The organism is Micromonospora phaseoli (genome assembly GCF_900109115.1).
GTDB lineage: Bacteria > Actinomycetota > Actinomycetes > Mycobacteriales > Micromonosporaceae > Micromonospora > Micromonospora phaseoli.
Map to the genome: position 1 here is coordinate 922,396 of NZ_FNYV01000001.1, position 21,735 is coordinate 944,130.

20 protein-coding genes are annotated in these 21,735 nt (G+C 71.8%); 19 read left to right on the forward strand and 1 reads right to left on the reverse strand.

Translation table 11 applies throughout. The annotated features are described in order from the left end of the window. Nucleotides 1-111 precede the first annotated feature (111 nt). The 4 genes from aroB (at nt 112) to nusB (ending at nt 2,840) form a co-directional block, all read left to right on the forward strand. Nucleotides 112-1,188 carry a 3-dehydroquinate synthase gene (gene aroB / locus BMY89_RS04265; RefSeq protein WP_092374948.1) on the forward strand — a complete coding sequence of 359 codons (1,077 nt, stop codon included), beginning with the start codon at nt 112-114 and terminating at the stop codon, nt 1,186-1,188. Next, the gene (aroQ, locus tag BMY89_RS04270; protein ID WP_092374951.1) at nt 1,185-1,625 is read left to right on the forward strand and encodes a type II 3-dehydroquinate dehydratase; all 441 of its coding nucleotides are present in this window, start codon (nt 1,185-1,187) and stop codon (nt 1,623-1,625) included. Before aroB ends, aroQ begins: the two co-directional genes overlap by 4 nt. 223 nt (nt 1,626-1,848) lie before the next feature. After that, entirely contained in the window at nt 1,849-2,406 is a 558-nt protein-coding gene (gene efp / locus BMY89_RS04275) for an elongation factor P (protein WP_092374954.1), read from the forward strand. Between the two features lie 23 nt (nt 2,407-2,429). Next, nucleotides 2,430-2,840 (forward strand): transcription antitermination factor NusB, encoded by a 411-nt coding sequence (nusB, locus tag BMY89_RS04280; protein WP_175510297.1) that lies wholly within the window; start codon nt 2,430-2,432, stop codon nt 2,838-2,840. Between the two features lie 94 nt (nt 2,841-2,934). Here the strand turns inward: nusB and bldD are convergent, their stop codons facing one another. Next, the gene (bldD, locus tag BMY89_RS04285) at nt 2,935-3,423 is read right to left on the reverse strand and encodes a transcriptional regulator BldD (RefSeq protein WP_007458348.1); all 489 of its coding nucleotides are present in this window, start codon (nt 3,421-3,423) and stop codon (nt 2,935-2,937) included. Between the two features lie 314 nt (nt 3,424-3,737). On the opposite strand from bldD, the gene pyrR reads away from it, so the two are divergent. The 15 genes from pyrR to BMY89_RS04360 all read left to right on the forward strand — a co-directional run bounded on the left by pyrR (nt 3,738) and on the right by BMY89_RS04360 (nt 21,668). Next, nucleotides 3,738-4,325: a bifunctional pyr operon transcriptional regulator/uracil phosphoribosyltransferase PyrR gene (pyrR, locus tag BMY89_RS04290; RefSeq protein ID WP_092374960.1), complete on the forward strand. Its 588-nt coding sequence runs from the start codon at nt 3,738-3,740 to the stop codon at nt 4,323-4,325. Further along, nucleotides 4,322-5,236 (forward strand): aspartate carbamoyltransferase catalytic subunit, encoded by a 915-nt coding sequence (locus tag BMY89_RS04295; RefSeq protein ID WP_092374964.1) that lies wholly within the window; start codon nt 4,322-4,324, stop codon nt 5,234-5,236. The genes pyrR and BMY89_RS04295 overlap by 4 nt, the downstream gene beginning before the upstream one ends. Then, nucleotides 5,233-6,510 (forward strand): dihydroorotase, encoded by a 1,278-nt coding sequence (locus BMY89_RS04300; protein WP_092374967.1) that lies wholly within the window; start codon nt 5,233-5,235, stop codon nt 6,508-6,510. Before BMY89_RS04295 ends, BMY89_RS04300 begins: the two co-directional genes overlap by 4 nt. A gap of 55 nt (nt 6,511-6,565) precedes the next feature. Continuing rightward, nucleotides 6,566-7,729, forward strand: coding sequence for a glutamine-hydrolyzing carbamoyl-phosphate synthase small subunit (carA, locus tag BMY89_RS04305; RefSeq protein WP_092374971.1), 1,164 nt, complete (start codon nt 6,566-6,568; stop codon nt 7,727-7,729). Continuing rightward, the gene (gene carB, locus BMY89_RS04310; RefSeq protein WP_092374974.1) at nt 7,722-11,078 is read left to right on the forward strand and encodes a carbamoyl-phosphate synthase large subunit; all 3,357 of its coding nucleotides are present in this window, start codon (nt 7,722-7,724) and stop codon (nt 11,076-11,078) included. The genes carA and carB overlap by 8 nt, the downstream gene beginning before the upstream one ends. Further along, a complete protein-coding gene (locus BMY89_RS04315; protein WP_092374977.1) occupies nt 11,075-12,115 on the forward strand; it encodes a quinone-dependent dihydroorotate dehydrogenase in 1,041 nt (346 codons plus the stop codon). Before carB ends, BMY89_RS04315 begins: the two co-directional genes overlap by 4 nt. Further along, the gene (locus BMY89_RS04320; protein WP_092374980.1) at nt 12,112-13,386 is read left to right on the forward strand and encodes an adenosylmethionine--8-amino-7-oxononanoate transaminase; all 1,275 of its coding nucleotides are present in this window, start codon (nt 12,112-12,114) and stop codon (nt 13,384-13,386) included. The genes BMY89_RS04315 and BMY89_RS04320 overlap by 4 nt, the downstream gene beginning before the upstream one ends. A gap of 167 nt (nt 13,387-13,553) precedes the next feature. Continuing rightward, entirely contained in the window at nt 13,554-14,390 is an 837-nt protein-coding gene (pyrF, locus tag BMY89_RS04325; protein ID WP_092374983.1) for an orotidine-5'-phosphate decarboxylase, read from the forward strand. Between the two features lie 171 nt (nt 14,391-14,561). Next, nucleotides 14,562-14,879, forward strand: coding sequence for an integration host factor, actinobacterial type (mihF, locus tag BMY89_RS04330; RefSeq protein WP_007458370.1), 318 nt, complete (start codon nt 14,562-14,564; stop codon nt 14,877-14,879). Nucleotides 14,880-14,904: 25 nt separating this feature from the next. Next, nucleotides 14,905-15,438 carry a nucleoside/nucleotide kinase family protein gene (locus tag BMY89_RS04335; RefSeq protein ID WP_092374986.1) on the forward strand — a complete coding sequence of 178 codons (534 nt, stop codon included), beginning with the start codon at nt 14,905-14,907 and terminating at the stop codon, nt 15,436-15,438. Nucleotides 15,439-15,489: 51 nt separating this feature from the next. Beyond that, nucleotides 15,490-15,753: a DNA-directed RNA polymerase subunit omega gene (gene rpoZ / locus BMY89_RS04340; protein ID WP_007075826.1), complete on the forward strand. Its 264-nt coding sequence runs from the start codon at nt 15,490-15,492 to the stop codon at nt 15,751-15,753. 13 nt (nt 15,754-15,766) lie between these two features. Continuing rightward, entirely contained in the window at nt 15,767-17,023 is a 1,257-nt protein-coding gene (gene coaBC, locus BMY89_RS04345; protein WP_092374989.1) for a bifunctional phosphopantothenoylcysteine decarboxylase/phosphopantothenate--cysteine ligase CoaBC, read from the forward strand. 63 nt (nt 17,024-17,086) lie between these two features. Beyond that, nucleotides 17,087-18,280, forward strand: a complete 1,194-nt coding sequence (gene metK, locus BMY89_RS04350; RefSeq protein ID WP_092374991.1) for a methionine adenosyltransferase — start codon at nt 17,087-17,089, stop codon at nt 18,278-18,280. Between the two features lie 65 nt (nt 18,281-18,345). Further along, nucleotides 18,346-20,418, forward strand: coding sequence for a primosomal protein N' family DNA-binding protein (locus BMY89_RS04355; protein ID WP_092374994.1), 2,073 nt, complete (start codon nt 18,346-18,348; stop codon nt 20,416-20,418). Between the two features lie 266 nt (nt 20,419-20,684). Further along, nucleotides 20,685-21,668 (forward strand): AAA family ATPase, encoded by a 984-nt coding sequence (locus BMY89_RS04360; RefSeq protein WP_092375600.1) that lies wholly within the window; start codon nt 20,685-20,687, stop codon nt 21,666-21,668. Nucleotides 21,669-21,735: the final 67 nt, after the last annotated feature.

The window sequence follows — 21,735 nt, forward strand, 5'->3', positions numbered from 1 at the left end:
TCGTGGCTGCCGGTGCCCGGCCGACAGGGCGGTAAACCTCTCGTTCCATCCATCGGGCACCAGGTGCCGGAGACGGTTCGGGTGCCGGCTGGTGGGCTAGGCTGCCGGGCGATGGACGAGGTGACCCGGATCCCGGTCGGCGGTGACCGGCCGTACGACGTGCTGGTCGGGCGCGACCTGCTCGACGCCCTTCCCGGCCTGCTGCCCGACGCCGCCCGGGTGGCGGTGCTGCACGCGCCGCCGTTGAAGGAGGTGGCCGACGCTGTCGGTGCCCGGCTGGCAGCGGCCGGCATGACACCGCTGGCGATCGAGGTGCCCGACGCCGAGGCCGCCAAGCACGTCGACGTGGCCGCGCAGTGCTGGGACCGGCTCGGCGAGGCGGGTTTCACCCGTACCGACGCGGTGGTCGGGTTGGGCGGTGGCGCGGTCACCGATCTTGCCGGGTTCGTGGCGGCGTGCTGGCTGCGTGGCGTGCGTTGGGTGCCGGTGGCCACCTCGTTGCTGGGCATGGTCGACGCGGCGGTGGGCGGCAAGACCGGGATCAACACGGCGGCCGGTAAGAATCTGGTCGGTGCCTTCCACCCGCCGGTCGGGGTGCTGGCCGACCTCGCCATGCTGGACAGCCTGCCACCGGCCGACCTGGCTGCCGGGCTGGCGGAGGTGGTCAAGTGTGGCTTCATCGCCGATCCGGTCATCCTCGACCTGGTCGAGCGGGACCCGGCCGCGGCGACCGATCCGGCCGGGCCGGTCGCCCGGGAACTGGTCGAGCGGGCGATCCGCGTCAAGGCCGACGTGGTCTCCGGAGACCTGCGCGAGTCGGGCGTGCGGGAGGTACTCAACTACGGGCACACCCTCGCCCACGCGATCGAGAAGGTGGAGGGTTATCGCTGGCGGCACGGCCACGCGGTCTCGGTCGGCCTGGTGTACGCGGCCGAACTGGCCCGCCTCGCCGGCCGCCTCGACGACGACACCGCCCGGCGGCATCGTGACGCGGTGACCGCGCTCGGTCTGCCCACCAGCTACCCGGCCCAGGCGTGGCCGCGGCTGCTGGCGACCATGCGGGTGGACAAGAAGGCTCGGGGTAACCTGCTGCGCTTCGTGGTGCTCGACGGGCTGGCCCGGCCGGCGATCCTGGAGGGCCCCGACGACGAGCTGCTGTACGAGGCGTACGGCGCGGTGTCCCGATGAAGGTCTACGTGCTCAACGGGCCGAATCTCGGCCGCCTCGGCACTCGTCAGGTCGACGTCTACGGGGTGACCAGCTACGCCGACCTGGTCGAACTATGCGAGTCGACCGGGCGGGAGCTCGGGCTGAGCGTGACCGTCCGGCAGACCGACGCCGAGCACGAGTTGCTCGGCTGGTTGCACGCGGCGGCGGACGACGGGGCGGCCGTGGTGCTCAACCCGGCGGCCTGGTCGCACTATTCGGTGGCGGTCCGGGACGCCTGCGCGATGCTGCGCGGACCGTTGGTGGAGGTGCACATCTCCAACATTCATGCCCGGGAGGAGTTCCGGCGCCACTCGGTCGTCTCGGCGGTGGCGACCGGGGTGATCTGCGGGCTCGGCGTCGACGGGTACCGCCTCGCCCTGCATCACCTGGCCGCCCGCCAGGACCAGGCCGACTGAGGCTGCCCGCCGGTCCGGACCCTGTCAAGATCTTCGGCCCCGGCCGCCACGGAAGGTCACCGTCGCGTGGGGTGGAGCAGAGCAGCGGCGGCGGTGGGCAGGCAACGTGTCACTGCGTGACGATTGGGGGCTGTCCGAGTCCCCGGTCGGCGGCAAGCGGCGGGTTACCGGGTGGCTAGTAGACTTGCCAGGTCTGTCCACCAATTGATGATCAAGGCAGGAAATGGCCACCACCAACGAGCTGAAGAACGGCCTGGTACTCAACCTCGACGGGGAGCTCTGGTCCGTCGTCGAGTTCCAGCACGTCAAGCCCGGTAAGGGTGGTGCGTTCGTGCGCACCACGCTGAAGAATGTGCTCTCCGGCAAGGTCGTCGACAAGACCTTCAACGCGGGCACCAAGGTCGAGACCGCGACCGTGGACAAGCGCACCATGCAGTACCTCTACGCCGACGGCGAGGACTACGTCTTCATGGATCTGGAGACGTTCGACCAGATCACCGTGCCGGGCGGGACGGTCGGTGAGGCAGCCAACTACCTGCTGCCCGAGGCCGAGGCGACCGTGGCCACCCACGAGGAGGTGCCGCTCTACGTCGAGCTGCCGACCTCCGTCGTGCTGGAGGTCACCTACACCGAGCCGGGCCTGCAGGGCGACCGCTCCACCGGCGGCAACAAGCCGGCGACCGTGGAGACCGGAGCGACCGTGCAGGTGCCGCTCTTCATCACCACCGGCGAGAAGATCAAGGTTGACACCCGCGACGGCCGTTACCTCGGCCGCTCCTGATGGCCGAGGGTCCGAAGCAGCAGATGCCGGCGCGCCGCAAGGCGCGTAAGCGGGCACTTGACGTGCTCTTCGAGGCCGACCTGCGTGATCGTCCCCCGATCGAGGTGCTTGCCGGCTACCTCGACCGGATCGCCAAGCCGCGCCCCGACCACCTCGACTACGCGGTCGGTCTGGTCGAGGGCGTGGCCGGGCACCTGGACCGGATCGACGAGCTGATCTCCAGCTACGCCGAGGGGTGGACGCTGGACCGGATGCCGGTGGTCGACCGCAATCTTGCCCGGATCGCGGTCTACGAGTTGCTCTACGTCGACGAGATCGACGACGCGGTGGCGATCAGCGAGGCGGTCGAGCTGGCCCGGCAGATGTCGACCGACGACTCGCCCCGCTTCCTCAACGGTCTGCTCGGTCGCATCGCCGAGTACGCCACCCGCTGACCGGGTCACCACGACTGACCGGGGTCCGCGACTGACCGGGATCCCACGACGAAAAGGCCCGTGCCGTCCGGCACGGGCCTTTCGTTGTCAGCGCTCAGGAGGCGAAGAACGCCCGGGGGTCGGCGACCAGCACGCCGTGCTCGGTGAGCCGCTCGATCAGGCCGGACGGCGAGGCGTCGTAGACGATGGCGAGGGCGCGCAGGTCGTCGGCGCGGATCGACAACACCCGGCCGTTGTAGTCACCGCGCTGCTGCTGGATGGCGCGCGCGTACCGGGCGACGTAGGCGAGGTCCTCGCTGGCCTCGTCGTAGAGGCGCTCCAGGTCCAGGACGATCTTGCTGGTCGGCTCGTGCCGCACCCCGCTGCCGTCGGGCAGGAGCTCCGAGACCGGTACGCGGTAGAACTCGGCCAGCTCGGCCAGGCGGGACACCGTGACGGCGCGGTCGCCGCGCTCGTACGAGCCGACCACCACCGCCTTCCAGCGCCCGTTCGACTTCTCCTCCACCCCCTGCAGGGACAGGCCCTGCTGCTGGCGGATGGAGCGCAGACGGGCGCCCAGAGACTTGGCGTATTCAGAGGGCATTCGGACACTCCCAGTGCTGCTCGGGGTTCTCCCAGCGATCGCTACGGAGCGTGACGGTACGGGGATTCGGAAATCTGGTCAAGTGGTGGTGACCTTCCCGTTGGGCACCCTGGGTAAGTTGTCCCGTTTCGTCTGCTGAACCGATGTGCGGGGCTGACGGCCCCGCGTGGCTTGAGACACCTGTGCCCGAGCGCGGTCGGCGCGCCGACCACTGGTAACGTGGCCGCAGCCCCTCCGCCGGCCGCCCGTGGCCGGCTCGGAGGACTCGACATCCTTTAACGACCCGTCCCGTGAGGCGGGGAAGGAGGTCCGCCGTGGCCTACCCCTCGGCTGCCCAGTCATCGCCACCGCGACAACCCTCGGTGAAGGTGATCCTGACCAGTGCCGACGTGCATCGCGTCGTCGACCGGATCGCACACCAGATTCTCGAGAAGACCCAGGGCGCGGCCGACACGGTGCTGCTCGGCATCCCCACCCGCGGTACCCCGCTGGCCCGCCGGCTCGCCGACCGGATCAGCGCCTTCGAGGGCATCTCCGTGCCGGTCGGCGTGCTCGACATCACTCTCTACCGCGACGATCTGCGCCGCAACGCCACCAGGGCGGTCGGCCCGACCCAGTTGCCCAGCGGCGGAATCGACGGCATGCGGGTGGTCCTCGTCGACGATGTCCTCTTCTCCGGCCGGACCGTCCGCGCTGCCCTCGATGCGCTCGGTGACCTCGGGCGGCCGGCGTCGGTGCAGCTCGCGGTGCTGGTCGACCGTGGGCACCGACAGTTGCCGATCCGCGCCGACTACGTCGGCAAGAACATCCCGACCGCGCTCGCCGAGAGCGTGAAGGTGACGCTGGCCGAGACCGACGGCGCCGACGAGGTCCGCCTCTATGGAGAAGGCCACAACTCGTGATCAGGCATCTGCTTTCCGGCGCCGACCTCGATGCCGACACCGCGACCCAGATCCTGGACACCGCGGCCGAGATGGCCGCCGTGTCCGGCCGCGAGGTGAAGAAGCTGCCCGCGTTGCGTGGCCGGACCGTGGTCAACCTCTTCTACGAGGACTCCACCCGCACCCGGATCTCCTTCGAGGCGGCGGCCAAGCGACTCAGCGCCGATGTGATCAACTTCTCGGCGAAAGGTTCCAGCGTCACCAAGGGCGAGAGTCTCAAGGACACCGCGCTGACCCTGCAGGCGATGGGGGCCGACGCGGTGGTCGTCCGACACCCCGCCTCCGGCGCACCGCACCGGCTCGCCGACTGGGTCGACGGTTCGGTGGTCAACGCCGGCGACGGTACCCACGAGCACCCCACCCAGGCGCTGCTCGACGCGTACACGATGCGTTCCCGGCTGGGACGGCTGGCCGGCCTGTCGGTGGCGGTGGTGGGTGACGTGCTGCACTCCCGGGTGGCCCGCTCCAACGTGCTGCTGCTGGCCACCCTCGGCGCCAAGGTCACGCTGGTCGGGCCACCCACTCTCATTCCCGTCGACATCGCGCCGGGCACCGACGTCTGCTACGACCTCGACGCGGTGCTGCCGTCGTCGGACGTGGTGATGATGCTGCGGGTGCAGCGGGAACGGATGAACGACTCGTACTTCCCGTCCGCCCGCGAGTACGCCCGCCGGTACGGCCTGGACGGCCCACGGATGCGCCGGCTCCCCGAGCACGCGATCGTGATGCATCCCGGCCCGATGAACCGGGGCATGGAGATCACGCCGGAGGTCGCCGACTCGTCCCGCTCCACCATCGTCGAACAGGTCACCAACGGGGTCTCCGTCCGGATGGCCGTCCTCTACCTGCTGCTCGGGGGGAACAACCGTTGAACGCGTACCTGATCAGGAATGTCAGTGTGCTCGGCGCCGCGCCGACCGACGTGCTGATCCGCGACGGCGTCGTCGCCGAGACCGGCCCGGGGCTGTCCGCGCCGGATGCGGGCGTCGTGGACGCCGACGGGCTGGTCGCCCTGCCCGGCCTGGTCGACCTGCACACCCACCTGCGCGAGCCCGGCCGGGAGGACGCCGAGACCGTCGAGACCGGTTCCCGGGCGGCGGCGCTGGGCGGTTACACCGCGGTCTGCGCGATGGCGAACACCTCTCCGGTGGCCGACACCGCCGGTGTGGTCGAGCAGGTCTGGCGACTCGGCCGCGAGGCCGGGCTGGTCGACGTGCAGCCGATCGGCGCGGTCACCGTCGGCCTGGCCGGCGAGCGCCTCGCCGAGTTGGGCGCGATGGCCGACTCCGCGGCCCGGGTGCGGATCTTCTCCGACGACGGGCACTGCGTCGCCGACCCACGGCTGATGCGCCGCGCGCTGGAGTACGTGAAGGCTTTCGACGGGATCATCGCCCAGCACGCCGAGGAGCCGCGGCTCACCGAGGGCGCGCAGATGCACGAGGGTGAGGTCTCCACCCGGCTGGGCCTGACCGGCTGGCCGGCGGTCGCCGAGGAGGCGATCATCGCCCGGGACGTGCTGCTGGCCGAGCACGTCGGCAGCCGGCTGCACGTCTGCCACGTCTCCACCGCCGGCAGCGTCGAGGTGCTGCGTCAGGCCAAGGCCCGGGGGGTACGCGTCACCGCCGAGGTGACCCCGCACCACCTGCTGCTCACCGACGTTCGCGCCGAGACCTACGACCCGGTGTTCAAGGTCAACCCGCCGTTGCGTACCGCCACCGACATCGCCGCCCTGCGCGCCGCGCTGGTCGACGGAGTGATCGACATCATCGCCACCGACCACGCCCCGCACGCGGTGGAGGACAAGGAGTGCGAGTGGGCGTACGCCCGGCCGGGCATGCTCGGGCTGGAGACGGCGCTGTCGATCGCGCTCGACGTGCTCGGCCCCGAGTGGGATCTGATCGCCGAGCGGATGTCGCGTGCCCCGGCCCGGATCGCCGGGCTGACCGAGCACGGCCACGACCCGGCGCCGGGCGCGCCGGCGAACCTCACCCTGGTCGACCCGGCGGCCCGCCGGGTGATCGAACCGGCGGAGCTGGCCAGTCGCAGCCGCAACACCCCGTACGCCCGGATGACGCTGCCGGGTCGCATCGTGGCGACCTTCCTGCGTGGCGAGGCGACGGTCCTGGACGGAAAGGCAATCAAGTGATCCGAGCGAGGAGCGCAGCGCAGCGGGGCACCGCAGTCCGGATCGGAGGCGCGGCATGAGTCGTCGGCGTCCAGCGATCCTGGTCCTTGAGGACGGGCGCACGTTCCACGGCGAGGCGTACGGCAGCGTCGGGGAGACCTTCGGCGAGGCGGTCTTCAACACCGGGATGACCGGTTACCAGGAGACGCTGACCGACCCTTCGTACCACCGTCAGGTGGTGGTGCAGACCGCGCCGCACATCGGCAACACCGGCGTCAACGCCGATGACGACGAGTCGTGGCGGATCTGGGTGGCCGGCTATGTGGTACGCGACCCGGCCCGGGTCAGCTCGAACTGGCGGGCCACGGGTGGACTGGAGGACCGGCTCGCGACCGAGGGCGTGGTCGGCATCAGCGGGGTCGACACCCGGGCGTTGACCCGCCACCTGCGCGAACGGGGCGCGATGCGGGTCGGCATCTCCAGCGTCGAGCACGACCCGCAGGCGTTGTTGGTCCGGGTACGCCAGGCGCCGCAGATGGTCGGCGCGGACCTCTCCGCCGAGGTGACCACGGCGGAGCGCTACGTGGTCGCCGCCGAGGGCGAGCACCGGTTCACGGTCGCGGCGCTGGATCTGGGGATCAAACGCAACGTGCCGCGCCGGCTCGCCGCTCGCGGCGTGACGACCCACGTGCTGCCGGCCAGTTCGACAATCGAGGAGCTGCTGGCCACCGGCGCCGACGCGGTCTTCTTCTCACCGGGTCCCGGTGATCCGGCCACCGCCGACGCTCCGGTCGCGCTGGCCCGCGAGGTGCTGCGCCGCGAGGTGCCGCTGTTCGGTATCTGCTTCGGCAGTCAGATCCTCGGCCGGGCGCTCGGTTTCGGCACGTACAAGCTCGGCTACGGCCACCGGGGTATCAACCAGCCGGTCCTCGACCGGGCCACCGGCAAGGTGGAGGTGACCAGCCACAACCACGGGTTCGCGGTGGAGATGCCGGGTGTCGGCGCCGGGGCGGTCGTGCCCGACCAGGTGATCGAGACAGAGTTCGGCGGCGTCGAGGTCTCGCACATCTGCCTCAACGACAACGTGGTCGAGGGGCTGCGGGCGCGCGACGTGCCCGCCTTCACCGTTCAGTACCACCCGGAGGCGGCGGCCGGCCCGCACGACGCGGACTACCTCTTCGACCGCTTCGTCGAGCTGATCGAGGGCCGGACCCACAGCGAGGGGCGCACCAATGCCTAGACGGACCGATCTCAAGCACATCCTGGTGATCGGCTCGGGGCCGATCGTCATCGGGCAGGCCTGCGAGTTCGACTACTCCGGCACCCAGGCGTGCCGGGTGCTGCGCAGCGAGGGGATCCGGGTCAGCCTGGTCAACTCGAACCCGGCGACCATCATGACCGACCCGGAGTTCGCCGACGCCACCTACGTCGAGCCGATCACCCCCGAATTCGTCGAGCTGGTGATCGCCAAGGAGCGGCCGGACGCGGTGCTGCCCACCCTCGGCGGGCAGACCGCGCTGAACACCGCCGTGGCGCTGCACGAGGCCGGGGTGCTGGAGAAGTACGGCGTCGAGCTGATCGGCGCCGACATCGAGGCGATCCGGCGGGGTGAGGACCGGCAACTGTTCAAGGAGGTCGTCGCCAAGGCCGGGGTACGGCTCGGCATCGAGGACCCGTCGGCCCTGGTGCCCCGCTCACGGGTCTGCCACTCGATGGACGAGGTCCGCGAGACGGTGGCCGAGCTGGGCATGCCGGTGGTGATCCGGCCGTCGTTCACCATGGGTGGCCTCGGTTCCGGCATGGCGCACAACGACGCCGACCTGGAGCGCATCGCCGGTGCGGGCCTGGCCGCGAGCCCGGTGCACGAGGTGCTGATCGAGGAGAGCGTGCTCGGCTGGAAGGAGTACGAACTCGAACTGATGCGGGACCGGCACGACAACGTGGTGGTGGTCTGCTCGATCGAGAACGTCGACCCGATGGGCGTGCACACCGGCGACAGCGTGACCGTGGCGCCGGCGATGACGCTGACCGACCGGGAGTACCAGCGCCTGCGCGATCTTGGCATCGCGGTGCTGCGCGAGGTGGGGGTGGACACCGGCGGCTGCAACATCCAGTTCGCCGTGAACCCGGCCGACGGCCGCATCGTGGTCATCGAGATGAACCCGCGGGTGTCCCGCTCCTCGGCGCTGGCGTCGAAGGCGACCGGCTTCCCGATCGCGAAGATCGCCGCGAAGCTGGCCATCGGATACACCCTCGACGAGATCCCCAACGACATCACCCGCAAGACGCCGGCGGCGTTCGAGCCGACGCTGGACTACGTGGTGGTGAAGATCCCCCGGTTCGCCTTCGAGAAGTTCCCCGGCGCGGATCCGGAGCTGACCACCACGATGAAGTCCGTCGGCGAGGCGATGAGCCTCGGGCGTAACTTCACCGAGGCGCTGAACAAGGCGATGCGCTCGATGGAAACCAAGTCAGCCGGCTTCTGGAGTGTGCCGGATCCGTCGGGGGCGACCCGGGAGAACACCCTCGCCGCCCTGGGGACGCCGCACGACGGGCGGCTCTACACGGTCGAGCGGGCGCTGCGGTTGGGTGCCTCGATCGCCGAGGTCAGCGCGGCCTCCGGCGGGATCGACCCGTGGTTCCTGGACCAGATCGCCGCGCTGGTGGAGCTGCGTGCCGAGATCGTCGCCGCGCCGGTGCTGGACGCGGGGCTGCTGCGGCAGGCGAAGCGGGCTGGCCTGTCCGACCGGCAACTCGCCGCGCTGCGGCCCGAGTTGGCCGCCGAGGACGGTGTGCGGACGCTGCGGCACCGGCTCGACATCCGGCCGATCTACAAGACGGTGGACACCTGTGCCGCCGAGTTCGAGGCCAGCACCCCGTACTACTACTCCTCGTACGACGCGGAGACCGAGGTGGTCGGCTCGGCGCGGCCGAAGGTGTTGATCCTCGGTTCCGGGCCGAACCGGATCGGCCAGGGCATCGAGTTCGACTACTCCTGCGTGCACGCCGTCCAGGCGCTACGAAGCGCGCCGGGGGGCGGATTCGAGACTGTCATGGTCAACTGCAACCCGGAGACCGTCTCCACCGACTACGACACCGCCGACCGGCTCTACTTCGAGCCGCTGACCTTCGAGGACGTGCTGGAGGTCTGGCACGCCGAGCACTCCTCCGGCCGAGCGGCCGGTGGGCCGGGTGTCGTCGGGGTGATCGTGCAGCTCGGCGGGCAGACCCCGCTCGGGCTGGCCCAGCGGCTCAAGAACGCCGGGGTGCCGGTGGTCGGCACCTCCCCGGAGTCGATCCACCTGGCCGAGGAGCGGGGTGCCTTCGGGTCGCTGCTGACCCGGGCCGGGCTGCGTGCCCCGGCGCACGGCACCGCCACCTCGTACGAGGAGGCGAAGGAGATCGCCGACGAGATCGGCTATCCCGTGCTGGTCCGTCCCTCGTACGTGCTGGGCGGGCGCGGGATGGAGATCGTCTACGACGATGTCACGCTGCGCGCCTACATCGGGCGGGCCACCGACATCTCCCCGGACCATCCGGTCCTGGTGGACCGGTTCCTCGACGATGCCATCGAGATCGACGTGGACGCGCTCTGCGACGCCGACGGCGAGGTGTACCTCGGTGGGGTGATGGAGCACATCGAGGAGGCGGGGATCCACTCCGGCGACTCCTCCTGCGCGCTGCCGCCGATAACGCTCGCCGGTTCGCACGTGGCCCAGGTCCGTCGGTACACCGAGGCGATCGCGCGGGGCGTCGGGGTACGCGGCCTGCTCAACGTGCAGTACGCGTTGAAGGACGACACGCTCTACGTGCTGGAGGCCAACCCACGCGCCTCGCGTACCGTGCCGTTCGTCTCCAAGGCCACGGCGGTGCCGCTGGCCAAGGCGGCGGCCCGGATCGCGCTCGGCGCGACCGTCGCCGAGCTGCGTGCCGAGGGGATGCTGCCGGCGACGGGGGACGGTGGCTCGCTGCCGCCGGACGCGCCGATCGCGGTCAAGGAGGCGGTGCTGCCGTTCAAGCGGTTCCGCACGCCGGCCGGCAAGGGCGTGGACTCGCTGCTCGGCCCGGAGATGAAGTCGACCGGTGAGGTGATGGGCATCGACACCGCCTTCGGGCACGCCTTCGCCAAGTCACAGTCGGCGGCGTACGGGTCGCTGCCGACCGAGGGACGGATCTTCGTCTCGGTGGCGAACCGGGACAAGCGCGGGATGATCTTCCCGATCAAACGTCTCGCCGACCTGGGCTTCGAGATCGTCGCCACCAGCGGCACCGCCGAGGTGCTTCGTCGGCACGGCATCGCCTGCGAGCAGGTGCCCAAGCACTACGAGGCCGGTGCCGACGACGACGCGGTGTCGCTGATCCTCGGCGGCCACGTCGCGCTGGTGATCAACACGCCGCAGGGTTCCGGCGCGAGTGCCCGCTCCGACGGGTACGAGATCCGAAGCGCGGCCGTCACCGCGGACATCCCGTGCGTCACCACGGTGCCCGGGGCCGCGGCTGCGGTCATGGGCATCGAGGCCCGCATCCGCGGTGACATGCAGGTACGCCCACTGCAGGACCTGCACGCCAACCTGCGGGCGCAACGGTGATCTTCGAGCGGACCGTACGGCCCGGGTTGTTCCGCCTCGGCGGCGGCGACGCCGAGGCGGCGCACGAGTTCACCCTGCGGAGGCTGGCCGCGCTGTCGCGGATGCCGGTGGCGCTGGCGGCGGCCCGGGCCCGGTACGCCGTGGCGGCGCCCCGCACCGTGTTCGGGGTGCGGTTTCCCAACCCGGTCGGGCTGGCCGCCGGGATGGACAAGGACGGGGCGGCGCTGCCGGCGTGGCCGGCGCTGGGCTTCGGCTTCGTCGAGGTCGGCACGGTGACGGCGCACCCGCAGCCGGGCAACCCCCGGCCACGGCTGTTCCGGTTGCCCGCCAGCGAGGCCGTGATCAACCGGATGGGCTTCAACAACGCCGGGGCGCAGGCGCTGGCGGACCGGCTCGCGGCGCTGCCCCGCCCGATCGGTGTGCCGCTGGGGATCTCGCTGGGCAAGTCGAAGGTGACGGCGCTGGACGACGCGGTGGCGGACTACCAGGCGTCGTACCGCGCGTTGCGCGGCCACGGCGACTACTTCGCGGTCAACGTCTCCTCCCCGAACACTCCCGGGCTGCGTGCGCTGCAGGACCGTGGCCACCTGGACGCGTTGCTGACCGCGCTGGTGGGGGAGAAGCCGGTGCTGGTGAAGATCGCCCCTGACCTGACCGAGTCGGCCATCGCCGACCTGCTGGAGGTGTGCCTGGCCCGGGGCGCCGCCGGGGTGATCGCCACGAACACCACTCTCGGACGGGACGGGTTGGCCCCGGCCGACCAGGGACGCTCCGGCGAGACCGGGGGACTCTCCGGACGGCCACTGGCCGACCGGGCACGGCAGGTGGTCGCCTTCGTCCACGCCGAGACGAGCGGACAGCTGCCGATCATCGGGGTGGGCGGCATCGTCGACCCCGACGCCGCCACCCGGATGTTCGACGCGGGCGCGAGCCTGGTGCAGCTCTACACCGGCTTCATCTACCGCGGCCCGGCGCTGCCCCGCGCGGTGGCCCGCGCGGCGAGGGCCACACCGGTGCGCGCCGCGGCCGGGTCGTGACGCCGGAGGAGCTCCTCGCCGCCGACGCCGCGCACGTCTGGCATCCGTACGCCGCGCTGCCGCCGGCCGTGTCGCCGTACCTGGTGGACGGTGCCGAGGGGGTGCGGCTACGGCTGGCCGACGGCCGTGAACTGGTCGACGGGATGTCGTCCTGGTGGGCGGCGATCCACGGCTACCGGCATCCGGTGCTGGACGCGGCGGTGACCGACCAGCTGGGCCGGATGAGTCACGTGATGTTCGGCGGGCTCACCCACGCCCCGGCTGTCGAGCTGGCCCGCAGCCTGGTCGAGCTGGCGCCGGAGGGGCTGGAGCACGTGTTCCTCGCCGACTCCGGCTCGGTCAGCGTCGAGGTCGCGGTGAAGATGTGCCTGCAGTATCAGCGGGCCATCGGCCGGCCGCAGCGCCGCCGACTGGGTACCTGGCGCGGCGGGTACCACGGCGACACCTTCCACCCGATGAGCGTCTGCGATCCCGAGGGCGGCATGCACCACCTCTGGGGCGACGTACTGCCCCGGCAGGTCTTCGCCCCGGCGCCACCGGGCGGCTTCGAGACCGCGCCCGACCCGGCGTACGAGGCAGCGCTGGTCGACGCGGTCGAACGGCACGCCCACGAGTTGGCCGCGGTGATCGTCGAGCCGGTGGTGCAGGGGGCCGGCGGGATGCGCTTCCACCATCCGCGCTATCTGCGGGTGCTGCGGGAGGTGACCCGCGCGCACGGGGTCCTGCTCATCTTCGACGAGATCGCCACCGGCTTCGGCCGCACCGGCACGATGTTCGCCGCCGAGCACGCCGGGGTCGCTCCGGACGTGATGTGTGTGGGCAAGGCCCTCACCGGCGGCTACCTCACGCTGGCGGCGGCGCTCTGCACGGCGGAGATCGCGCGGGGCATCCGGGCCGGCGGTGTGTTGGCGCACGGCCCGACGTTCATGGGTAATCCACTTGCCTGCGCGGTCGCCAACGCCTCCCTCGGCCTGTTGCGGGCCGGCGACTGGGCCGGGCAGGTGTCGATGCTCCAGCGGGGTCTGCGCGCCGGACTGGAGCCGCTGCGCGACGCACCCGGCGTGGCGGACGTGCGGGTGCTCGGCGGGATCGGCGTGGTGCAGCTGGACCACGAGGTGGACCTCGCCGCGGCCACCGCGGCGGCGGTGGCGCGGGGGGTGTGGCTGCGTCCGTTCCGCGATCTGGTCTACACGATGCCGCCGTACGTCACCACCGACGACGAATTGACGCTGATCGTTGCGGGCGTCGCGGCAGCGGTCGAGGCGGGCTGAGGCTGAGTAGACGGATGTCTGGAGGCCACCGGAGTTGAGTAGGCGCATCCGGCCGGCGATCCAGGTTGAGTAGCCGGACGCCGATGTATCGGACGAGATTGAGTACTTCCGGCAGGGCGGCCGCGGCGGCGTCGGTCGACGAGGGACGAGAGAAAGGCACTGGCGAGATGGAGAGTTTCGGCGTCCGGTTGCAGCGAGCGGTCAGCGAGCGTGGGCCGCTCTGCGTGGGAATCGACCCACATCCGGCATTGCTGGCCAGTTGGGGCCTTAGCGACGATGTGAACGGTGTCGAGCGGTTCGCCCGGACCGTCGTTGACGCCCTCGGTGACCGGGTTGCGGTGGTCAAGCCCCAGTCGGCGTTCTTCGAGCGATTCGGGTCCCAAGGCGTGGCGGTACTTGAGTCAACTATCCGACAGTTACGCGAACGCGGCTCGCTCGTTCTGCTCGACGTCAAGCGCGGCGACATCGGCTCGACGGTTCGGGCCTACGCGTCGGCGTACCTGGATCCATCCAGCCCTGTGTATGTCGACGCGGTGACCGCGAGCCCCTTCCTGGGGGTCGGCTCCCTTGCCCCGATGTTCGAACTGGCTGCCGAACACGGCGGCGGAGTGTTTGTCCTGGCGCTCACCTCCAATCCGGAGGGCGCCTCGGTGCAGCGGGCCACCGGAGCCGACGGACGCACCGTCGCACAGCTGGTGATCGACGAGATTTCCCAGCTCAACGCGGGTGTCGAGCCGCTCGGCAGCATCGGCCTGGTGATCGGGGCGACGGTCGGGGAGACCGGCTGCGACCTCTCCGCGGTGAACGGTCCACTGCTCGCGCCGGGCCTCGGCGCACAGGGCGCCACAGCGGCGGATCTGCGGGTCGTCTTCGGCTCCGCGCTGCCTGCCGTGCTGCCCGCGTACTCGCGGGAGGTGTTGGGCGCCGGGCCGGATCCGGAGGCGTTGCGGGCTGCCGCGGACCGGGCGGTGGCCGACTGTCGAGCCGTCCTGGCGACGTCCTGACTGACTGACGGCTCGGTCACTTTGTGGTGATCATCGCGCGCCCACGTTGCCGAAAGCTCCGTTGACCGCTAGTTTTCCCCGCGCTGGGAACCCCTCGGTTCACAGCGACACCACGTTTCACAGATGCGGCGGCGCGTCCCGCCCGTCGCGATAGGGACCTGAGGAGAACTGGTGCCGCTCCCGTCACTGACCCCCGAGCAGCGCGCAGCCGCGCTGGAAAAGGCTGCGGAGATCCGCAAAGCCCGTGCCGAGCTGAAGGAGCAGCTCAAGCAGGGCAAGACCACCCTCGGTGCCGTCCTCGAGCGGGCCGAGTCCGACGATGTCGTCGGCAAGCTCAAGGTGTCGGCCGTGCTGCAGGCCATGCCGGGCATCGGCAAGATCCGGGCCACCCAGATCATGGAGAAGCTCAAGATCGCCGACAGCCGTCGCCTGCGTGGCCTCGGCGAGCAGCAGCGCAAGGCCCTGCTTGGGGAGTTCGCCGCAAACTGAGCACGACTGCGTGTAGAAACAAGCAGTGAGCTTGGATGACGAGGCGCGCCCGGCGGCTCGGCTCACTGTCCTGGCCGGCCCATCCGGTGCCGGCAGGGAGAGTGTCGTCGAGCTGATCCGGGCGCGTTCTCCGTCTGTGTGGACGCCTGTCGCGGTCACCACCCGGCCCCGCCGGCGCAGCGAGCTTGACGGCGTCCACCGGCACTTCCTCACGCCGGCGGAGTTCGATCGGCGGCTCGCCGCCGGTGAGCTGCTGGAGTGGAGTCGGCTCGGGGCCTACCGGCGCGGCACGGAATCCGGGCCGCTGCGCGGTCGGCTCGCCGCCGGGCAGCCGGTCCTGCTCCCGCTCGACCTCGACGGGGCGCTGCTGGTCCGGGCCGAGTGGCCCCAGGCACGACTCGTCCTACTCCATCCGCCCGGCCGGCTACCGGCGCCGGCGGTGGTCGCGGCCTTCGACCACTGCGTTGCGCATGACCGTACCGAACGGGTCGTGGACGAACTGGTAGGATTCACCGGTTCTTCCTTCCTGGCTCCGGCCCGGCCGCGTCCGCGCGGTTGAGCGCCGGCACCGCGCTCGCGCGGTCCGTGCGAAAGACGCAGAGGTTCATCCGTGGGATCCATCGCCAACCCCGAAGGCATCACCAACCCGCCGATCGACGAGCTCCTGGAGAAGACGACGTCCAAGTACGCGCTGGTCATCTTCGCGGCCAAGCGCGCGCGCCAGGTCAACGCCTACTACAGCCAGCTCGGCGAGGGCCTGCTGGAGTACGTCGGCCCGCTGGTCGAGACCACCCCCCAGGAGAAGCCGCTCTCCATCGCCATGCGCGAGATCAACGCCGGCCTGCTCACCGCCGAGCCGACCGACCAGCCGTAGCCTCCACGCGGCGATGAGCGCCCGGGTCGTCCTCGGTGTAGGCGGTGGCATCGCCGCCTACAAGGCGTGTGAACTGCTACGCCTGTTCACCGAGTCGGGTCACCAGGTCCGGGTCGTGCCGACCGCCGCCGCGCTGCGCTTCGTCGGCGCGCCCACCTGGGCGGCGCTCTCCGGGCAGCCGGTGGCCGAGGACGTCTGGTCCGACGTGCACGAGGTGCCGCACGTACGCCTCGGTCAGCAGGCCGATCTGGTAGTGGTCGCGCCGGCCACCGCGGACCTGCTGGCCAGGGCGGCCCACGGGCTCGCCGACGACCTGCTGACCAACACCCTGCTCACCGCCCGCTGCCCGGTGGTGCTGGCACCGGCCATGCACACCGAGATGTGGGAGCATCCGGCCACCGTCGCCAACGTCGCGACGCTGCGCGCCCGGGGCGTACGCGTCATCGAGCCGGCCGTCGGGCGGCTCACCGGCGCCGACACCGGCAAGGGGCGGTTACCCGACCCGGCCGAGATCTTCGCGGTGTCCCGCCGCATCCTGGCCCGGGGCGTCGACGCCCCGGCCGACCTGACCGGCCGGCACGTGGTGGTCACCGCCGGCGGCACCCGGGAACCACTGGACCCGGTGCGCTTCCTCGGTAACCGCTCCTCCGGCAAGCAGGGCTACGCGTTCGCCCGCTCCGCCCTCGCCCGGGGTGCCCGGGTCACGCTGATCTCGGCCAACGTGTCGCTGGGCGATCCGGCCGGGGCGGACCTGGTCCGGGTCGGCACCACCGGCGAGCTGCGGGAGGCGACGCTGAAGGCGGCGGCCGAGGCCGACGTGGTCGTGATGGCGGCGGCTCCGGCCGATTTCCGACCGGCGACGTACGCGCCTGACAAAATCAAGAAGTCGGACGACGGCGCGGCACCCGCCATCGAGCTCGTCACCAACCCGGACATCGCCGCCGAGCTGGGCCGGCGCCGTCGACCGCAGCAGGTGCTGGTGGTGTTCGCCGCCGAGACCGGCGACGCCGAGGCCAACGGGCGCGCCAAACTGGCCCGCAAACGGGCCGACCTCATCGTCATCAACGAGGTCGGGCCGGACAAGGTCTTCGGCGCCGAGACCAACGCGGCCACCGTCGTCGGCGTGGACGGTTCGGTCACCCGGATGCCCGAGCAGTCCAAGGAGGATCTCGCCGACGGCGTGTGGGACCTGGTGGTCCCCCGGCTGGCCGGCGTCTCCTCCAGGCCGGTGGCTCATCCTGACTCGTTGGACGACAACACGACCATCTGACGCCGCCGGGGACGGTAGGTGACTACACTGCCGCGGAACGACGTCAAATAACCTAGGAGTGCCGTGACACGCCGCCTTTTCACGTCCGAATCGGTCACGGAGGGCCACCCGGACAAGATCGCCGACCAGATCAGCGACGGCATCCTCGACGCCCTGCTAACCCAGGATCCGCACAGCCGGGTCGCCGTGGAGACCCTCATCACCACCGGCCAGGTCCACGTCGCGGGTGAGGTGACCACCAAGGCGTACGCCGACATCCCGACGATCGTGCGGGAGACCATTCTCGACATCGGCTACGACTCGTCCAAGAAGGGCTTTGACGGCGCGTCCTGCGGCGTCAGCGTCTCCATCGGCTCCCAGTCGCCGGACATCGCCCAGGGTGTCGACAACGCCTTCGAGCTGCGTACCGGTGCCTCCGAGAGCGCCTTGGACGCGCAGGGCGCGGGCGACCAGGGCATGATGTTCGGCTTTGCCTGCTCGGAGACGCCCGAGCTGATGCCGCTGCCCATCGCGCTCGCGCACCGACTGGCCCGGCGGCTCTCCGCGGTCCGCAAGGACGGCACGGTGCCGTACCTGCGCCCCGACGGCAAGACCCAGGTCACCATCGAGTACGACGGACTGCGTCCGGTGCGGCTGAACACCGTTGTCGTCTCCAGCCAGCACGCCGCGGACATCTCGCTGGACTCGCTGCTCACCCCGGACGTGCGCGACCACGTCATCGCCCCCGAGCTGGAGAGCCTCGGGCTCGACACCGAGGGCTACCGGCTGCTGGTCAACCCGACCGGCCGGTTCGAGATCGGTGGCCCGATGGGTGACGCCGGCCTGACCGGGCGGAAGATCATCGTGGACACCTACGGTGGCTACGCCCGGCACGGTGGCGGCGCCTTCTCCGGCAAGGACCCGTCGAAGGTCGACCGCTCGGCCGCGTACGCCATGCGATGGGTGGCCAAGAACGTGGTCGCCGCCGGCCTGGCCGAGCGCTGCGAGGTGCAGGTCGCGTACGCGATCGGCAAGGCGCACCCGGTGAGCCTGTTCGTCGAGACGTTCGGCACCGAGACGGTGCCGGTCGCCTCGATCGAGAAGGCGGTCACCGAGATCTTCGACCTGCGTCCGGCCGCCATCATCCGGGACCTGCACCTGCTGCGCCCGATCTACGGGCAGACCGCCGCCTACGGCCACTTCGGCCGCGAGTTGCCGGACCTGACCTGGGAGAACACCGACCGGGCCGCCGACCTCAAGTCGGCCGCGGGAGCCTGACAACCACCAGGCGTGACGACCGGCGGCCCGCTGACGGGTCGCCGGTCGCCCGTGTCTGCGTCGATGTGCCGCTGGCTCACCTGGACCGTCCCTTCGACTACCTGGTGCCGCAGGCGCTGGCCGCCGACGCGGTGCCCGGCGTGCGGGTGAAGGTGCGCTTCGCCGGCCAGCTCGTCGACGGCTGGTTGCTGGAGCGGGTCGAGCGGTCCGACCATCCCCGGCTGGCGTACCTGGAGAAGGTGGTCTCCCCGGTGCCCGTGCTGGCCCCCGAGGTGGCCCGGCTCGCCCGGGTGGTCGCCGACCGGTACGCCGGCAGCCTCGCCGACGTGCTGCGCCTCGCGGTCCCGCCGCGGCACGCCCGGGTGGAGAAGGAGATCCTCGCCCAGGCTCCGGCCCCGGCCGGCGAGCCCAGGGCCGAGCCGGTCCCGTCGGCCGAGCCGGTCCCGTCGGCCGAGCCGGTCCCGTCGGCCGAGCCGGTCCCGTCGGCCGAGCCGGTCCCGTCGGCCGAGCCGGTCCCGTCGGCCGAGCCGGTCCCGTCGGCCGAGCCGGTCCCGTCGGCCGAGCCGGGGGGCGGCGTGGCGCCGCCGGAGACCGACGGATGGCGCGACTACCCGGCCGGGCCGGCGCTGCTGCGGGCACTGGCCGACGGGCGCGCACCCCGGGCCGTGTGGTCGGCGCTGCCCGGGGAGGACTGGGCCGCCCGCTACGCCACCGTGATCGCCGCCACCGTGGCCGCCGGCCGCGGCGCCCTGGTGGTGGTCGCCGACGGACGGGACCTGGACCGACTCGATGCCGCGCTGGCCGCACAGCTCGGCCCGGGCCGGCATGTCTGCCTCTCCGCCGCGCTCGGTCCCGCGCGGCGCTACCGCGCCTTCCTCGCCGCCCGCCTGGCCGCCGCGCCGGTGGTGATCGGCACCCGGGCGGCCATGTTCGCCCCCGTCGCCCGGCTGGGGCTGGTGGCCATCTGGGACGACGGCGACGACCTGCACGCCGAGCCACGGGCGCCGTACCCGCACGCCCGCGAGGTGCTGCTCACCCGCGCCCAGCTCGAAGGCGCCGGTGCGCTGCTCGGTGGCTACGCCCGCACCGCCGAGGCGCAGCTGCTGGTGGAGACCGGCTGGGCCCGCGAGGTGGTCGCCGACCGGGCGGTGCTGCGGGCGCGTACCCCGGCGATCGCGCCGACCGGCGACGATCCGCAACTGGCCCGCGATCCGGGCGCGGCGACCGCCCGGCTGCCGAGCCTGGCCTGGACCGCCGCCCGGGAGGCGCTGCGGGTGGAGCTTCCGGTTCTGGTCCAGGTGCCCCGCCGCGGCTACCTGCCGTCGGTGGCCTGCGCCGACTGCCGTACCCCGGCCCGCTGCCCGCACTGTGCCGGGCCGCTCGGCCTGCCGTCGGCCGGTGGCACGCCGGCCTGCCGCTGGTGTGGCCGGGTCGCCGCCGCGTACGCCTGTCCGCACTGTGGGGGGCGGCGGCTGCGGGCCTCGGTCACCGGTGCCCGCCGGACGGCGGAGGAGTTGGGCCGGGCCTTCCCCGGGGTGCCGGTACGCACCTCCGGGCGGGAGGAGGTGCTGGCCGAGGTCCCCGGTGGCGCCGGGTTGGTGATCGCGACCCCGGGGGCCGAGCCGGTCGCGGCCGGCGGTTACGGCGCGGTGCTCCTGTTGGACAGCTGGGCGCTGCTCACCCGCGCCGACCTGCGCGCGGGGGAGGAGGCCCTGCGCCGCTGGACAGCGGCGGCCGCGTTGGCCCGGCCAGCGGCCACGGGTGGCCGGGTCGTGGTGGTCGCCGACGGCGCCCTCGCCCCGGTGCAGGCGCTGTTGCGCTGGGACGCCGGCTGGTTCGCCGCCCGGGAACTGGCCGAGCGGCGGGAGCTGGGCTTCCCGCCGGCCATGCGGATGGCCAGTGTGACCGGCCTGCCCGCCGCGGTGGCCGACCTGTTGGCGCAGGCGCGGCTGCCCGACGGGGCGGAGTTGCTCGGCCCGGTGCCGGCCGAGGGCGAGCGGGAACGGATGCTGGTGCGGGTGCCCCGGGCGCGCGCGTCGGCCCTGGCCGAGGCGTTGCACGTGGCGGCCGGCGTACGTAGCGCGCGTAAGGCGGCGGACCCGGTACGTCTCCAGGTCGATCCGCTCGCGCTGTTCTGACCGCGTCGGTGACGGTGGGTACCGGCGGATGTCCCAATCGTTGCGATATGTTACCCGATCATGGCGCTGTGTGTTGGCGCGCCCGCTCGTCGCCGCGTCCTCGGGTCTGCCCCGGTGGAGGTGGTAGCATCGCCCGTCATGCCGGGGTGTGCGGCGAATCCAGTCGAACTGGAGACGTCGGAGGGCGGCCCGACGACGGCGGAACCGCGTCTGTGCGGCGCGGACATCGATGAGCTAGACCAGCCGTGATCAGGGGTGGACCAGTCGTGACCGTTCGTCAGTCGATCGTCTTCAACGGTGACCTCGGCAGCGGCAAGAGCACCGTCTCGGTCGAGATCGCCAAACGGCTCGGCCTGCGCCGGGTCAGCGTCGGTGACCTCTACCGGCAGATGGCCCAGGACCGGCAGATGACCGCGCTCCAGCTGAACCTGCACGCGGAGTTGGACCAGGCGGTCGACGGCTACGTCGACCAGCTCCAACGGGACATCGCGGCCTCCGGTGAGAGTCTCGTCATGGACTCCCGGCTGGCCTGGCACTTCTTCACCCATGCGCTCAAGGTGCACATGATCACCGAGCCGGGTGAGGCCGCCCGGCGGGTGCTGCTGCGTCCCTCCGGACCGGCGGAGAGCTACACCTCGCTGGAGGAGGCCAAGGCCCGGCTCCGGGAGCGCAGCGAGAGCGAGCGGGGGCGGTTCCTCGTCCGGTACGGCGTGGACAAGGCCCGGCTGCGCAACTACGACCTGATCTGCGACACCACCCGGGCCCCCGCCGGAGAGGTGATCGAGCGCATCGTCGACGCGTACGAGGGGCGGCTCGCTCCCGACGTGCTGCGCGGCGCCCCGCCGCTGCTGCTGCTCGACCCGAGCCGCGTCTACCCGACCGAGGACGCCACTGGCCTGCGCGGCCTCTGGGACTCGACGTTCGTCGCCGACGTCGCCGCCGCCGGCGAGACTGGTCTGGAGCCGATCGAGATCGGCTACACCGGTGAGTACTTCTTCGTGGTCAACGGGCACCGGCGGCTCAGCGCCGCAGTGCGCAACGGGTTCCGGCTGGTCCCCGGCCGGCTGGTCGCCGAGGTCGAGGAGCCCGTGGTGGGTGGCCGCAGCGCGATCGACTACTTCGCCGAGCAGGCCCACCCCAGCCTGATCCACGACTGGGAGGCGGCTCACGACATCCACCTGCCGCTGCCGGAGCACGCACTGCTCGCCGGCGACGCGGTGCTGGCGGGGGAGTCCGGCGCCGCCGGCTGAACTCCGGACGAGCCGCCTCGCTGGTGTCGCCCGGGCATGATTGGGGGCCCTGGGAGACCGAGGAGGC